Genomic DNA, 15,530 nt, shown 5'->3' on the forward strand with positions numbered 1-15,530 from the left:
CGTAAAGCGTCTGCCGGAATGGGACGCTCGGCCCGAGACGAACGGCTGCTTCGAGCGCTGGAAGAGGTCCGCGCGCGCTGTCCGGTGAACGAACGCAGGGCCTCTGATCCCGTCGAGTTCGTTCACCAGTACGCCGATGTCCTGGATCGCGAGCTCGTCGCCCTCCTCGCGTCGGCGATGGCCTTTGGAAACGTGAAGGCGCTGCGCGCCAAGATCGCAGACGCCCTCGCCCGCATCGGTCCGGAAGTCGCCCGCGCCGCAGAGGACCCTGAGGCCCTCCGGAGCTGCCTGCGCGGCTGGAAGCACCGCGTCTACACAGCGGAAGACCTGGTGTGCTTGCTCCTGGGAGCCCGTCGAATGCAACGGGAAGCCGGCTCTCTCGGGGAGGCGCTCGCGGACGCGCTCCGCCGCACGGGGACGCTGCGCGAGGCGCTCTCCTCCTGGACGCAGGGGATCCGTGTGGCTGGGGGACTTCAGCATCGCGCCACGCGCGGCGCGGCCCACATCCTCGCAGATCCCGGCAAGGGTAGCGCGGCCAAGCGCTTGCTCCTGATGCTCCGCTGGATGGCGCGCCCTGCGGATGGAGTCGACCTGGGAATGTGGCCGATCCCGCCGGCTGCCCTCATCATCCCCGTCGATGTGCACATCCAGAAGCTCGGCTACAACATCGGCCTGACCGACCGACGCACGACGAACTGGAAGACGGCCGAGGAGATCACCGCCGCCTTGCGACGGTTCGATCCGGAAGACCCGGTGAAGTACGACTTTGCACTCTGCCATCTGGGCATGCTGCAGCGTTGCCCTTCACGGCGAGATCCGGCCCGCTGTGATGGCTGTGGTGTCATGCCGGTGTGTCGGCACTGGAGCCAGGAAGTCCGTCGAGAGGGTCGCAAGGCTCAGACGGACGGGTAGAGGCCGATGAGGAGGACGCCAGAGACGAACGTCTCCGCTTCGGAAGTCGCACCGTGAGTTCGGTGAACTCTCCTTCCTTGCTCTCCAGGGCCATCGTCCCCCCGTGCCCCTGGACCACGATGTCGTAGCTGATCGAGAGACCCAGCCCCGTACCCACGCCCGTGGGCTTGGTCGTGAAGAACGGGTTGAAGACCTTGTCGCGGATCTCGCCCGGGATCCCTCCCCCGTTGTCACAGACGCGGATCTCCACCTGGTCGCCCCGGTCACAGCTGCTCACCCGGAGGGATGGCGTGTAGTCAGGCCCCTCCGCGCGACGCCTCGCCTCCAGGGCATAGATGGCATTGCTGACCAGGTTCAAGATCACCCGCCCGATCTCCTCGGGAACCAGGCGTACCGACCGGAGGCTCGGATCGAGCTCCCAGCGAACCGAGAGCGGCGGGCATGAGGGCTGCGCCTGAAGCGCCGCCGCCGTGTACTCCCGCAACAGCTTGCCGAGCTCGACCTCCCGCGCCTCTCCAACGCGAGAGCGTGAGTGCTCCAGCATCGCTCGGACGATGCGGTCTGCGCGGCGCCCGTGTTCGCCGATCCTCGTCACATTCTGGTGAAGGTCCGTCGTGAGGGCGGAGAACGATGCGGCGACGTCCGGTGCGACGTGGGCGCCGAGCATGTCCACCTGTCCTGCCAGCTCGTCGATCATCTCGACGGATACGTCTGCAAAGTTGATGACGAAGTTGAGAGGATTCTTGATCTCGTGGGCGATACCCGACGTCAACATGCCGAGCGACGCGAGCTTCTCCTGGAGCACGAGCTGCCGCTGCGCCTCTCGCAGCGACACCAGCGCCTCACTCAGCTCGAGCGTGCGTGCCTTCACCCGATTGTCCAGCGTCTCGTAGAGCTGTGCATTCTCGAGAGAGATGGCAGCTTGAGCGGCCAGCATCTCCAGCACCTTGCATCGAGACGGCGTGAAGACGTTCGATGCCAGCCCGTTCTCCAGGTACAGCAGCCCGACACGCCGCTGCTGACGGAGGACGGGCATGCACAGCACCGAGCGCAGCCGCCTCGCCACGACCGAGGGATCCTGCTGGAAGGTCCCACTCACCGCCGCATCCGCGAGCACCACGGTCTCTCGGGTTCGCTCCACGTAACGCACCACGGAGAGGGCGACATCGCTCCGGCCATCCAGGGAGGACCCGCGCACCACCTGGGCCTCACCAGCAGCAATGTCCGCTTCGACGACGAGGCTTCCCTCCTCCTTGTTCCCATCGACGACGAGGAGGCCACGGCGCGCCCCGGCCGCCTCGAGCAGCGTCTGCATCATCCGGCGCAGCAGGTCATCGAGCACGATCTCCCCCGAGAGCGCCTGCGATGCCTTCAGCAAGCTGACCAGATCGAGTTCGTCCTCGCGCTTGCTGGTCGTGGTCGTCGTGGTGGACGTCATGCCATTGAGCCCCGAAAGCGAGCCTTCTTTTCCCGCACCGTGGCGCTCCAGCACGAACGGGTACCTCACCTCCAGCTCTCGCGCCTTGGCCTCGGCTCCCCAGCGCTGGTAGGCATGGTGCGCCTCGCGCGCATACACCTCGACCAGGTGGGGAGCCTCCGTGCTCACGTAAAATCGCGCCGCATACTCGCCGGCGAGCGCCTCGACGAGCAGGGATCCGTGCTCTCGCGCAAGCCCCATCGCCTTGTCGTAGTGCGCCCGAGCGCTCCCCCTGTCCCCCATCACCCGCGCGAACTCCGCCTCGACCAAAGCCACCCAGGGAGCGTGGTTCGACGGCGCACGGCGCGCCCATCCACGCAGGCGCGCGAGGGCACCTCGGACCCGCAACAGGGCACGTGGCGCCACGGAGGCGGCAAGCCATCGCGAAGGTGAGCGCTCCCCTCGCTTCGGCACACCGAGAGTTCCCAGCTCGGCCAGTGCTCGATAAATGTGGAGCTGCGCCACGTTCTCGGTCGCCAGCATGTGCTGCTCCCCTCGCTCGGCCAGCGCTGCATGCCGCAACGCCTCCGCATGGTCGCCGAACAGCGTGCACAGGATCAGCTTCATGACGTGGAAGCTCGCCTCGGTGTAGCGATCCCCCCGGGCGCGGGCCGCAGACAGCAGCTCATCCTCCGAGCAGATGGCACCACTCAGGAGGCGCGGATCGACTGCCTTGCCCATCAGATTCTGGATGGGCTGCTGGAGGAGCTGAAGGCGTCGGAGCACGTAGGGATCACCGATCCGACGCATCGCCTGACCGAAAGCGACCGCCGAACGATCCAGGGACTCGAGTGGCAGCCCAGCGTAAAAGCCGTGCCCCACGAAGAGCAGCGCGCAGTAGTACGCATATTCGAGATCGCCGGAAGCGAGCCCGCTCTGATACCCCTCCAGCGCGGGATCCAGGGTCTCGCGCAAGGGTCGGCACCAGGGGCTGACGAAGCAATGCGCCATGAAAATGCTCCGCGCGCGCAATGGCTGAAGCGCAGCATGCTGCGTCAGGTGCAAAGCGAGCTGCGCCAGCCGATCGGCCATGCCCACATCACCGAGCACCCCACCACAGAGGAACGCCGCATTGAGGTAGGCGGAGACGGACTCCGGTGCGCTCCCGTGGTCCAGGGTCGAGCGGAGATGCTCCAGCGCGTGGTACGGCGCAAGCTCCACGGCCGTGTTGTAGACGGGGCCCGAGGTCAACGCGAACAGGCGCATTGCAGCGAGCCGTTCAGGATCCCGCATCGGCGGTAACGCGGCGAAGTCCTCGACGCGACGCCCGACGAGGAGGCCCCGGAGGCGTAGCAGCGCGACGCCGGCCGCAAGCCTCCCGTGACGCGCTGGCAAGCTCACCCCCAGCGAGGCGAGTGCCGCCAGCCCGACGCGCAGGCTGTCTTGCTCACGGCCCTGGTGAACATAGGCCTGGATGCGGACCTCCTCGGCACGAACCCGGTCCAGCAATGTGTCCCCGAACTGAAGCACGTCACCAACGAGCTGTTCCATGCGCTCGTGGTCACCCGTGAGGTATGCGGTCGATGCAGCCGCCAGGCTCAGCTCGAGCCACCAGGCATAGTGCCCCGCCCAGGCCTGGACCCCCAGCAGCTCCAGACCGATGTCGAAGAAGCCTCTGGCTTGCTCATACGCCCCAGCTGCGCACGCCTTTCGCCCGGCCTCCAGATTGAGCCGCGCCAGCTCGCACCGTTCCTCCTGCACCTCGAGCCGGACGCGCCCGAGGTTCAGGTGTCCGACCACCTCGAACAGCTTCTTCCCCCGCTCCGCCTTTCCATTGCTCGCGAGCCCGGCCCTCAGCAGGCGCCCGATCTGCACGTGGGCATCGACACGCCCCTCTGGCGCGATGAGGGAGTAGGCCGCCTGCTGCACGCGATCGTGCGCAAAGCGATAGCGCACGTCACACGCGTCGGTGCTGTCCGCGAACTTGTAGGCAGCGTCGAGGGGCACGATGACGCCGGCCTCGAGCGCAGGCCAGAGCGCCCGAGCGACCTCCGTGCATCTCCGCCTGGAGACGACGCTCAGCGTGGACAGCGCGAATGTCCCCCCCACGCAGGCCGCGAGGCGCAAGGCATCCTGGCTCGCCTCGGGCAGCTTGCGCATCCGCTCGGCCATGAGCTCGACGACATTCTCCGTGATGCCCACACGCAAAATCTCGCCGAGATCGAAGCGCCACACGCCCGCCTCGCGATCGAACCCCAGCAGCCCTTCGGCGTGGAGCGTCTCCAGGAAGCGCCCCAGGAAGAAAGGGTTTCCCGCCGTCTTCTCGGCGCACAAGCTCGCCAGCGGTGCAGACTCCTGCACCGGGCAGTGCAGCGCATCGGCGACGAGCGCCGCGACATGCTCTCGGCCAAGTGGCTCCACCTCGAGGGACGACAAGGGCGCTCCTACGGCCTCGAGCGCTCTCACGAAGAGCGCGAGCGGATGCGCGGCGTCCACCTCGTTGTCCCGATACGCCCCCACGATCAGCGTATGGTGGAGTTCACCGCTGGTCACGAGGTGCTCCAGCAGCTTGAGTGAAGCACCATCGGCCCAGTGAAGATCGTCGATGACCAGCACCAAGGGGTGGAGTGTCGACACCAGCGCGCCGATGAAGCCCGTGAGGGCGCGATGGAAGCGCCGCTGAGCCTCCAGAGGGGGAAGCTCGGGCACTGGCACGGCACCGGGACGCTCGAACAAGGGTGCCGCCTCCGGCAGCACCCCCAGCACGACCCCAGCCATCTCGCCGACCGCCACCGCGACCGCCTGCCGGTAGGCCGCAAGCTCCGTATCTCCTGCCGTGAGGACCTGACGAAGCAGCTGACGCAGCCCCTGGAGCAGCGCCGAATTGGGGATGTCTCGCCGCAGCTGATCGAATTTCCCCACCGCGTGATGGCCCTGCCTGGCGACGATCGGCCGTTGCAGCTCCAGCATCAGGGAAGACTTCCCGACGCCCGCTGCCCCTGGCAGGAGCACCAGCTCCACGCTTCCCCCATCCGCGGTTCGCTCGACCGCGGCGAGCAGCTCCTCGAGCACCCTCTCTCGACCATAAAGCCGCTCCGGGATCAGCAGACGCTCGGAGCCATCGTGCCGACCCAGCGTGAAGACGCCGACCTCACCACGCTCGATGCCATCGAGACAGCGGAGCAGATCCGCCCGTACCCCCGCAGCGCTCTGGTATCGCTCCTCGGCTGCCTTCGCCAGAAGCTTCAGGAGAACGCACGAGAGCGACGCCGGGATGGCCGCATCGAGCGCGGTAGGAGCCTCCGGAACGCGCGCAATGTGGGCGTGAATGAGCTCGAGCGCATCCTCGGATCGAAAGGGTGGCCGACCCGTGCACAGGTGATAGAGCGTCGCGCCAAGCGAATACAGATCGGCGCGGCAGTCGACACCGCGGTTCATGCGGCCCGTCTGCTCCGGCGCGATGTACGCGAGGGTCCCTTCGAGTGCCTGCGGAAGCGCCGCCTCCGCCTCCTCGCGAGGGAGAGAGGCCGCGATTCCGAAATCGATGAGCTTCAACGTCCCACTGTCGGCGTTGTAGACGACGTTGCCTGGGCTCACGTCCTTGTGAATGACCCGGCATGCGTGGACCCGCTCGAGGATCTCCGCGATCCGCGCCCCCACGCGACACACCTCGGCGGGAGCCATCGCGCGCGCACGGAGGACCCGCCCCAGCGACTCACCCCCGAAGTCCTCGAATCGGATCAAGGCGGTGTTGCGGTAGCGCTCCAGCGAGAATGCCTCGATCACTCCGTCGCCAGCGACCGCTCGGGCGATCTCGAATTCCCGCGTGAACCTGGCGAGGCGGGACGCGCTCGGGTACTCGTCGTGGAGCACCTTGAAGACGACGCGCTGCCCATCGCTCCCCCGTCGCGCGCGGTAGACCAAGGACTGGCTGCTCTCGTGCAGCGTCTCGATGGCCGTGTACCCGGGGAGCACGAGCATGGGAACGTGGTGCAAGTAGAAGTCACGCCTCGACGTCCGAGCACGAGCAACGGGAAACCATCACGCCGATCGACGAGCGGCGACATGCCGTCGAGAGGGGCGCGACCGAGGCGCGAGGTCACTCGCCACGTCGAGAGAAGCACGCCTCCATGAGGCTCGCAACGACGCGATCGAGGAGAAATACCGTCATTTCGGGCCGGCCCTGGCCGGCCAATGGCCGGCCAAGGAGTAGCACCACCGCTGGGTTCGACGCAGCTCGCTGCGTTCGAGCGCCTTCAGGACTGACGTAGCTTGCCGCGATCGATCTTTCCCAGATGCGTGCGCGGCATGCTGTCCATGAAGATCACCTCACGGGGCGCCTTGAAAGGCTCCAGCTTCTCACGCACGAAACTCTTCAGCTCCTCGGCGAGCCCTGCGCGTCGCACATGAGGCAGCACGTAAGCGTGCGGCTTGGTGAGCCCCTGCGCGTCGGTCACGCCCACCACGGCGCACTCCTTCACGGCCTCGTGCTGAAGCAAGCAGTTCTCCACCTCCGCGGGTGCCAGCCACCTGCCGGTCACCTTGAGCATGTCGTCGCCACGACCGCAGTACGTGAAGTACCCCTCCTCGTCGCGACTCAGCATGTCTCCGGACACGTACCACTCCCCTCGGAAGGCCCGCCCCGTCTTCTCCAGGTCGTGCCAGTAGCCGATGGCCCGTGACGCCCCCCGCACCCAGAGCCACCCCACCTCACCAGGAGGAAGCTCTCGCCCTTCGTCGTCGCACACCTTCACGTCGAACCCGCCGACTGGACGCCCCAGCGTCCCAGGCCGCACGTCCCCGGGTCGGTTCGTCAGGAAGATGTGCCACATCTCCGCCGTACCCAGTCCGTCGCACAGCTCCACGCCGAAGGTCCGCTTCCAGCGCTCGTACAGCTCGACGGGCAGCGCCTCACCGGCCGACGTCGAGAGCCGCAGGGACGAGAAATCCTGAGCGGCCGCCTGCTCGTGCGAGACCATGTAGTTCACCATCGTCGGCACGTTGATCAGGATCGTCGGCCGGAAGCGCCGGATCTGTTCGAAGAGTGCCTCCACGGTACACCGCTCCGGGAACAGGATGGACGTCGCTCCCACCGAGAAGGGGAACAGCAGGTTCGCCCCCGTGGCATAGCCGAAATAGAGCTTCGGTACCGACAGGGTGATGTCGCTCGCCGCGTACCCCATCACCCGCTTGCCATACAGTTCGGTGGTGTTCACGAACGCCCCGTGCGTCTGGGCCACGGCCTTCGGACGGCCGGTCGTGCCACCCGAGAAGAGCCAGATCGCGGCATCGTCGCGGTGAGACGGGAACACCTCGGGAACGGCCGGCGCGCCCTCGGAGAGGGCTTCGAACGAAGAGTGGGACGACGCGCCGTCGCCGCCCACCACGAGGATGCGCCGGAGGTGTCGGGCATCACGCGCCGCTCCAGCGAACGCTTCCACGTGATCGGCGTGGACCACCACCACCTTGGCGCGCGTGTACTCGTAGAAGTAAGCGATCTCCTCCGGCTTGAGCTGGCTGTTGACCATCACCACGGCCGCACCCATGGCCAGGGTACCGAACAGCGCCCCCGCGAACTCGGGGATGTCCGGGAGGGCCACCATCACCCGCTGCTCCGATTCGATCCCGAGCTGCTGCAAGGCGTAGGCGAAGCGCGCGGCGAGCCGGGCCACGTCCGCATAGGTCAGGCTGCGCTCTCCGCAGAGGATGGCCGTCTTGTCTCCGAGTCCCTCCCGCAATCGAGCGAGGAGGAACCAGTCGGCCATGTTCACCTTCTCGGGGATGACGAACGACACGGCACACCTCCTGGACACGCAACGTGGTCCGTCGAGCCTGCCGAAAACCCACAGAACAAGCTCACGCGACCCGGCTCCCCTCTACCACGGGCGGCTTCTCGCGGGCCAGCACCGCATGGCGCCTGGCGAGGCGGACATTCACCGCGATCCACAGCGCGCAGACCGGCAGCATGGCCAGCGAGAGCCCCGCCGCACCGATGAGCGGCGCAAGCGCGTCGCTCGCCCACACGCTCGCCGCATCCCCACCGCGGTACACCACGGTGTCGATGAACCCCTTCGACGTGTACTTCTCCTCGCGCGGCACCACCGTGAACAGCACCTCGCGCGCGGGGCGCTCCAGCCCGTAATGCGCCGCCCGCCGGATCACCTGGAAGATCACGAACAGCGCGATGACCGGGGAGACAGCGAGTCCCAGAAAACCGACGGCGCTCACCACGGGGACGGCGGCGAGCGCCCACACCAGCCCGACGCGTCGCATCACCTGACCCGTGACGAACGCCTGCACCACGAGCGAGAGGATGTTGGTGTAGAGGTCCATGCTCGCGAACAGCGCCGTACGCTCTGCACGATCGGCAATCTGTGCGCTGATCACGTGCATCTGCTGCCAGTAGAGGACCGTCGACGTCAGCGTCGTGAGCAGCGTGATCCCCGAGATGCCGAGCAAGTAGGGCGAGCGGAACACCGGCCGTAGACCGCTGAAGAGCCCATGCCCGATGCGCTCCTCCGGCGCCTCCTCGCCCCTCCCTCGCGTCCCCTCCCCCGGCGCAGAGGGAGCGCCCTGTACCGGCGCAGAGGGCTCACCCCTTCCGGGCGACGCCTCCCCCCCTCGCGCCGTTTCCCCTGACGTCACCCGAGCGCTGCTCGCCCGACGCGAGAGCCACCCCGCGCATTGCGCCGCGAGCTCCAGCACCACGGCCGCGATCAGCAGCAGGTTGAGCACACCGATCCTGCCCGCGAGCTGCCCCGCCAGCAGCGGCCCTGCGAGCGCCCCAGCGCTCCCGCCGGCGGCGATGAACCCGAACAGACGCTTGCCCTCCTCGCTGCGCCAGAGGTCCGCCATGAACCCCCAGAAGACCGAGACGACGAAGAGATTGAAGACGCTCGTCCAGATGTAGAAGCCCTGCGCCACCCCCACCTGCCCCGCCGCGCGCTGGAAGAGCGCGTAGAACACGAGCAGGTTCAACGTGAAGAAGCGGTAGACGATGGGGATGAAGCGCCGCCGTGAGAAGCGCGCCACGACGGCCGCGTAGAGCGGCACCGCGGCGAGCATCGCCACGAAGGTGCCGGTGAACAACCAGGGCAGGTTCTTCACCCCCCCGGTGATCCCCATCTCTTCGCGGACCGGCCGCAAGATGTAGTAGCTGCACAGAAGGCAAAAGAAGTAGGCGAAGCTGCCCAGGAGCGCTCTCACCTCTCCCGGGCGCACATCGACGATCCTGCGGAGCAGCCCGTACAAAGCCTGGAAGCCGACCGGAAGTGCGTGGCCCTGTCAACCCGACCCCGCGCTCGACACCGCGCCGAGATCCCGCCGCTTCGGACCTGTCACCCGCTGCGCCGAGGAACGAGCGACGTCCCCCGACCGCCACCATCAGGCCGGCGTGTGGTCGCTCCCATCAGCTCGGCGGAGGCGCTCCCCCTGGCGCTTGCTCCGCGAGGCGAGCGCGCGCCTCCCGCACCAGCTCCACCATCACCACCCGCACCTGGTCCATCGACGTGACCTCACGGGGGAAGCCGAGCCGGGCCGATCGCGGCCCCTCCGGGGTCGCTGCCCGCAGCTCGAAGCCATGACGATCCACCGCGACCATCGTGGCCGACGTCGCGTCCACGATCCCTGCGAGCGCCTGCGCGTAGGCCAGCACCGCGTCGGCGTGATCCTCGTTCATGTGCGACAGGATCCCTGCCGCCGAGGGCGCGATCGGATCGGGCGCCGCCTGCTTGTACTCGATCGCGTCGACCCACGAGACGCGACCGAAGCCCCCCACGTAACGGATGGATCCTGGCTCCAGCCGGTACATCGCGAAGTCGCCGAAGCCCGCGTACAGCGCCGCCTCGGGCCGGGCCGCGAGGAACTCGGCCCGCGCCGCCTCGGCCTCGGCCGGCTCCTCGATGCGCTTGCAGGGCCCGAGCAGCGTCATCCGACCACTCGCGAGCGGATCGAGGGCCGGGCCGCTCTCGAGGCCGGGCGGCTCACCGACGAGCACCGACGCTTCCGGGTGCGCGTTCAGGTTGGTGGTGTGCTCCGCGAGCTCCGACAGCAAGAGCAGCGGTCGCCCCTCACCGTCGAAGGCGACGGCCACCAGCGACGTGTACGGGTAGCCGGCCGGGTCCTGGGCCAGCGTTCCCAGCGCTGCCACCCGCGCGCGGGTGGCGAGTGTCCGACACTGCTCCGCGTGGCTCGGGGACGGCCTCGACCCCACGTCTCCTTCGGCGGTCCTCTGTTCCTGGCTCATTCTGGAGGGCTAGCATGGGGCAGCCCGATCGGCGCGCACCGCGGCATCGCAGCGCCTCGAAGCCTGGTCGAGTTCGCCCGCGCCCGGCCCTCGCCGCGGCGGGCCGGCTACCCGACGCCCCTGGGGCGAGTTACCCTGGCGTCGAAGCCCGTGAGCACCGCCCCCTATTCTGGACACACCGCCCTCGGCGCCACCGTGGACGCGCCCACCCTGACCGATACCTCGCGGAGCACGCCAGGAGGTGCGCCCCCCACCCTCGCCAGTGCCAGCAAGTCCGAGGCGCCCTCCACGGGCTCCTCGGCTTCCTCTCCGCCGCCGCGCTCCGGCGAGTTCCCCACGACCAGCACCGCCTCCCGCACCACGACGCTCCCCCGCGTCGAGGGCGACCAAGGCGCGCTCCGCCTCATCTCCGACGTACGCGAGCGCTACCAGCCCTTGAAGGTGCTCGGCGCCGGGGGCATGGGCGAGGTCGTCCTCGTCCACGACAACGACATCGCCCGCAAGGTGGCCGTGAAGCGCCTCCTCTCGGACGACCACTCGCCCTCCACGCTGGCCCGCTTCGTCGACGAGATCCGCACCGTCGGCCGCCTGGAGCATCCCAGCATCGTCCCCATCCACGACGTCGGCGTCGACGCCGACGGCCGCTACTACTTCGTGATGAAGTTCGTCGAAGGCGAGACGCTCGAGTCGATCATCACGCGACTCGCCGCCGGCGACCCGGCGTACCTGCGGAAGTACACCGTCGAGCGCCGCGCCGAGATCTTCATGGCCCTGCTCCAGGCCCTCGCCTACGCCCACGCGCACGGCGTCGTCCACCGCGACGTCAAGCCGGCCAACGTCATGGTCGGCCGCTACGGTGAGGTCATGCTCATGGACTGGGGCATCGCCAAGCCCATCGCTGCCGTCCGCGACCTCGCCGCCACCGCCGAAGTCACGCTCGGCGAAGCGGGCACGAGCGAGCGAGGCCGCATGTATGCCACGCGCGTCGGCGCCCTCGTCGGCACGCCCGCATACATGAGCCCGGAGCAAGCCCGCGGCGACAACGACCGCATCGATGCGCGCAGCGATCTCTACAGCGCGGCTGTGCTCTTCCACGAGTTCCTGACCCTGCGCCACTACCTCGAAGGCAAGCAGACCGTCGACCAGATGATCACCAGCATCATCGCCGAGGAGATCACCTACCTGAAGCTCATCGCCTTCCCCCCTGCGGGCGCCGAGCGAGCCCCAGCCGAGCTCGTACACTTCATCTCTGGCGCCCTCGTCCGGGACCCTGCCCAGCGCTACCAGACCGCGACCGAGATGGTCGACGCCCTCCAGGCCATCATCGAGGGCAGGATGAACGTGCAGTGCCACATCACCCTGCAGAAGCGGCTCCTGCGAGAGGCCGCGCGCTTCGTCGACCGTCACAGCTTCATCGCCATGCTCTGCCTGTTCGGCGTCCTCGCGGCGGTCATTTTCTCGGGCATCCAGCTCATGCGCATGGTCGCCGCGTAGCTCGTGTCGCATCGCACGCGGTGCGTCACGTCGTACACTGCGCGCGTAGCGCAGACACTGCACGCGCGTAGCGCAGACTACGGTGCACACGGGACGAAAGCGCCAGCGTGGCGATGAAATGAGGCCACTCGCTTCTCGGTTCCGCGCCGGGTCCAGTAAGGTGCGGCGGACCGGAAGCAATGCACGCGATCCACGTCCACTGCCCTGCCTGCTCGCAAAAGCTCTCCGTGGAAGCGGAGTCCCTCCGAGCCTGGATGCGCTGCCCCCGGTGCATGAACGGCTTCGTCCCTCTCGACGTCCTCCCTCGTCAGAACACGCTGCCAGCCCTCCCGGCGACACCACCACCCCACGGCGTCCAACCTGTAGCGTCCCCCGGCAGGGGAGCGGTCCCCAGCCCCCTCGATGGCCTGCCCTCCAGGGCCTCGCTCTCCGACACAGGCGCGCTCCCGAGCCCCCGCGACGGCCTGCCCTCCAGGGCCTCGCTCGAGATCACCGCCGCATCCGCGCAAGCGCCGGCGCAGGCGCAAGCCGTGCAAGCCGCGCAAGCTGCGCAAGCTGCGCAAGCCGCGCAGGCCGCTCACGCCCCGACCGCGTACGCACCGCACGCCGCCCAGGCCGCACCGTCACCTGACGCAGGAGCGGTTCGGCATCCGCTCGACGGCCTGCCCTCCAGGGCCTCGCTCTCCGACACAGGCGCGCTCCCCAGCCCGCGCAACCCCCTCCCTTCCAGGGCCTCGCTCTCCGACGCAGGCGCGGTCCCCAGCCCCCTCGACGGCCTCCCTTCCAGGGCCTCGCTCGAAGCCACCGCCGCCTCTGCGCAGGCTCCCCACACACCTCCAGCGTCCCCACCAGCGCCTCGCTCCGCCGCCGAAGCGCCACCTGCACCTGCGCAAGCCTCGCCGCCGGGCTCCCCTCCGGAACGCAGCGGCGCACCGGACGGCAGCGTCTTCTCGGGGACCATGCCCGCAGCGAACGCAAAGGCCGCGGCCCGCGCGAAGAACGTCGCCACCACCGTCATCGACACGCCCCAGAGCAGCCGGCGCTCCTCGGTGAGCGCCCTCGCCGCCAAGGGCCGCGCGACCACCCTGGAGATGGCGCGCCTCGCCTCGAGCCTCGAGCTGGTCGCACGCCAGAAGACCCACCGCGCGGTCAGCTACGGCCACATCATCCTGGGCGCCACCCCCGTCGCGGCGCTCAGCTTGCTCAGCATGGCGCTGCTCAGCGCCACGGCCCTGCGCACCCTCGCCGCCGTCGTCGCGGCCACCTCGCTCACGGTCATCCTCGCCGCCAGCGCTGCCGCAGCGCTCTCTCGCTGGTTCCCTCAGAGCCTCCCTCCCCTCTCCAGCGCAAGTGGCCCCGCGGGCGCCACCGAGACCCCGCTCGATCGCCTCAGCGTCGCCACCGTCTCCAGGGCGACCCGCGTGGCCCTCGGCGGCAGCGCCCTCCTCGTCGTCCTCCTCGCGGTCCTCTCCACCTGGCGCTTCGCCGAGGTCACCGCGGTGAGCCGCCGCGGCCCCGCGCCTCCGCCGCCCGCCTCGGTGGACGTCGCCTCCGATCCCGTCCCCGAGCGGACCCCCGAGCAGCGAGCCGACCACGGGCTCCGCCGCGAGGGTCACGTGTTCGTCAGCGGTGGCGTCCTGCACGCCCCGCCCTCGTTCCACTCCGACGACGGCCGCTTCGACCTGGTGATGCACTTCCACGGCAACACCCAGCTCGTCCAGGAGAGCTTCGAGGCCGCCAAGGTCAACGCGCTGGTCTACGTGGTCAACCTCGGCATCGGCTCCGGCGCCTACGAGGACCGCTACGCCGTGCCTGGCGTCTTCGACGAGGCCCTCACCCGCATCCGCGATGCCGCCGAGAAACGTGGCCTCCGCAGCGCACGCCTCCACCGCGTCGCCCTCTCTTCCTGGAGCGCCGGCTACGGCGCCGTCTCGAAGATCCTCGAGGTGAAGAAGAACCAGGAGCGCGTCGACGCCCTGCTCATGCTCGACGGCCTGCACGTCGCCTACCGCACGGGCAAGGGCAAGTCCGAGCCCGACCCCCTCCGGCTCGCCCCCTTCCTCCGCTATGCCAAGACCGCGGCGGAGGGCCACCGGCTCTTCACCATCACCCACTCCCGCATCGAGCCTCGGACCTACGCCAGTGCCGAGGAGACGGCCGACGCCCTCCTCGACGCGACCGGCGCCAGGCGCGCCAAGCTCCACCACGAGCCCCCCCGGGTCGCGCTCCCCGCGCTGGCCTCCGTGTGGGCCAAGGACGCCGAGCGCTGGCTGGAGCAGACGTCTGAGGCGCACAAAGGCGGCCTCCACGTCCGCGGCTACGTCGGACAGACCCCGGAGCACCACATGGCGCATCTCATCCAGATGTCGGTCACCGTGCTCCCCGAGCTGGCCGAGCACTGGAAGTAGACCGACCATCCCCGTAGCCGCGGCGCCGCCGCATCGCAGAGGAGAGCGAGATGGGGTTTCTGGTCAAAGGTGAGTGGCGCGACCAGTGGTACGACACGAAGAAGACGGGCGGCGCCTTCAAGCGCAAGGAGAGCCAGTTCCGCAACTGGATCACCCCGGACGGCAGCCCTGGCCCCACCGGCAAGGGGGGCTTCCGCGCCGAGCCGGGCCGCTACCACCTCTACATCGCGCGCGCCTGCCCCTGGGCCCACCGGACCACCCTCTTCCGTGCCCTCAAGGGCCTCGACGACATGATCGGCCTCTCGGTCGTCCACTGGCTCATGGCCGAGGAGGGGTGGACCTTCGAGCCTGGCGAAGGCGTCGTCCCCGACGACGTGAACGGCGTCACCCGCCTGTACCAGCTCTACACCAAGGCCGACCCCGAGTACTCCGGCAGCGTCACCGTCCCCGTGCTGTGGGACAAGCAGCGCAACACCATCGTCTCCAACGAGTCCGCGGAGATCATCCGCATGCTCAACAGCGCCTTCGACGGCTGTGGCGCCCGCGCCGGCGACTACTACCCCAGGCCCCTCCGCACCGAGATCGACGCCCTCAACGACCGCATCTACGACCGCGTGAACAACGGCGTCTACAAGGCCGGCTTCGCCACCGAGCAAGAAGCCTACGAGGCCGCCGTAGGCCCCCTCTTCGAGACCCTCGACGAGCTGGAGACGCGCCTCACCGACCGACGCTTCCTCTTCGGCGCCTCACCGACCGAGGCCGACTTCCGGCTCTTCACCACGTTGCTGCGCTTCGACCCCGTGTACCACGGCCATTTCAAGTGCAACGTCCGGCGCCTCGTCGACTACCCCGCGCTCTGGGCGTACACGCGTGACCTGTACCAGTGGCCCGGCGTGAAGCCGACGGTGAACTTCACGCACATCAAGCGGCACTATTACATGAGCCACACCACCATCAACCCGCACCGGATCGTGCCCGTGGGCCCTGCGCTCGACTTCGACGCACCCCACGGACGAGCGCAGCTCAGCGAGGCCTGAGCCGCTGACGGCCAGGG

At 68.7% G+C, this 15,530-nt stretch carries 8 protein-coding genes; 4 read left to right on the forward strand and 4 right to left on the reverse strand.

The window, feature by feature from the left end:
- Positions 1-18: 18 nt before the first annotated feature.
- Positions 19-912, forward strand: coding sequence for a TIGR02757 family protein (locus tag CMC5_RS36810; protein ID WP_050434774.1), 894 nt, complete (start codon positions 19-21; stop codon positions 910-912).
- On the opposite strand, the gene CMC5_RS36815 is transcribed toward CMC5_RS36810, so the two are convergent.
- The 4 genes from CMC5_RS36815 to CMC5_RS36830 form a co-directional block, all read right to left on the reverse strand.
- Positions 842-6,310 carry a trifunctional serine/threonine-protein kinase/ATP-binding protein/sensor histidine kinase gene (locus CMC5_RS36815; protein ID WP_050434775.1) on the reverse strand — a complete coding sequence of 1,823 codons (5,469 nt, stop codon included), beginning with the start codon at positions 6,308-6,310 and terminating at the stop codon, positions 842-844. The genes CMC5_RS36810 and CMC5_RS36815 overlap by 71 nt on opposite strands.
- 275 nt (positions 6,311-6,585) lie before the next feature.
- Positions 6,586-8,124, reverse strand: a complete 1,539-nt coding sequence (locus CMC5_RS36820) for a benzoate-CoA ligase family protein (RefSeq protein ID WP_050434776.1) — start codon at positions 8,122-8,124, stop codon at positions 6,586-6,588.
- A gap of 61 nt (positions 8,125-8,185) precedes the next feature.
- Positions 8,186-9,550, reverse strand: coding sequence for an NTP/NDP exchange transporter (locus tag CMC5_RS36825; RefSeq protein ID WP_245678061.1), 1,365 nt, complete (start codon positions 9,548-9,550; stop codon positions 8,186-8,188).
- 187 nt (positions 9,551-9,737) lie between these two features.
- Positions 9,738-10,574, reverse strand: a complete 837-nt coding sequence (locus CMC5_RS36830; RefSeq protein ID WP_050434778.1) for a HugZ family pyridoxamine 5'-phosphate oxidase — start codon at positions 10,572-10,574, stop codon at positions 9,738-9,740.
- A gap of 150 nt (positions 10,575-10,724) precedes the next feature.
- On the opposite strand from CMC5_RS36830, the gene CMC5_RS36835 reads away from it, so the two are divergent.
- The 3 genes from CMC5_RS36835 (at position 10,725) to CMC5_RS36845 (ending at position 15,513) form a co-directional block, all read left to right on the forward strand.
- Positions 10,725-12,068, forward strand: coding sequence for a serine/threonine-protein kinase (locus CMC5_RS36835; protein WP_050434779.1), 1,344 nt, complete (start codon positions 10,725-10,727; stop codon positions 12,066-12,068).
- Between the two features lie 272 nt (positions 12,069-12,340).
- Positions 12,341-14,476, forward strand: coding sequence for a hypothetical protein (locus CMC5_RS36840; protein WP_156339136.1), 2,136 nt, complete (start codon positions 12,341-12,343; stop codon positions 14,474-14,476).
- Between the two features lie 50 nt (positions 14,477-14,526).
- Positions 14,527-15,513 (forward strand): glutathione S-transferase family protein, encoded by a 987-nt coding sequence (locus tag CMC5_RS36845; RefSeq protein WP_050434781.1) that lies wholly within the window; start codon positions 14,527-14,529, stop codon positions 15,511-15,513.
- The last annotated feature ends 17 nt before the right edge of the window (positions 15,514-15,530 follow it).

Origin of the sequence: Chondromyces crocatus (assembly GCF_001189295.1) — a bacterium.
Classification (GTDB): domain Bacteria; phylum Myxococcota_A; class Polyangia; order Polyangiales; family Polyangiaceae; genus Chondromyces; species Chondromyces crocatus.

Coding starts and splice junctions, on each gene's coding strand:
- CMC5_RS36810 (WP_050434774.1), top strand. CDS start 19: ATGGGACGCTCGGCCCGAGACGAACGGCTGCTTCGAGCGCTGGAAGAG.
- CMC5_RS36815 (WP_050434775.1), bottom strand. CDS start 6,310: ATGCTCGTGCTCCCCGGGTACACGGCCATCGAGACGCTGCACGAGAGC.
- CMC5_RS36830 (WP_050434778.1), bottom strand. CDS start 10,574: ATGAGCCAGGAACAGAGGACCGCCGAAGGAGACGTGGGGTCGAGGCCG.
- CMC5_RS36840 (WP_156339136.1), top strand. CDS start 12,341: ATGAACGGCTTCGTCCCTCTCGACGTCCTCCCTCGTCAGAACACGCTG.
- CMC5_RS36845 (WP_050434781.1), top strand. CDS start 14,527: ATGGGGTTTCTGGTCAAAGGTGAGTGGCGCGACCAGTGGTACGACACG.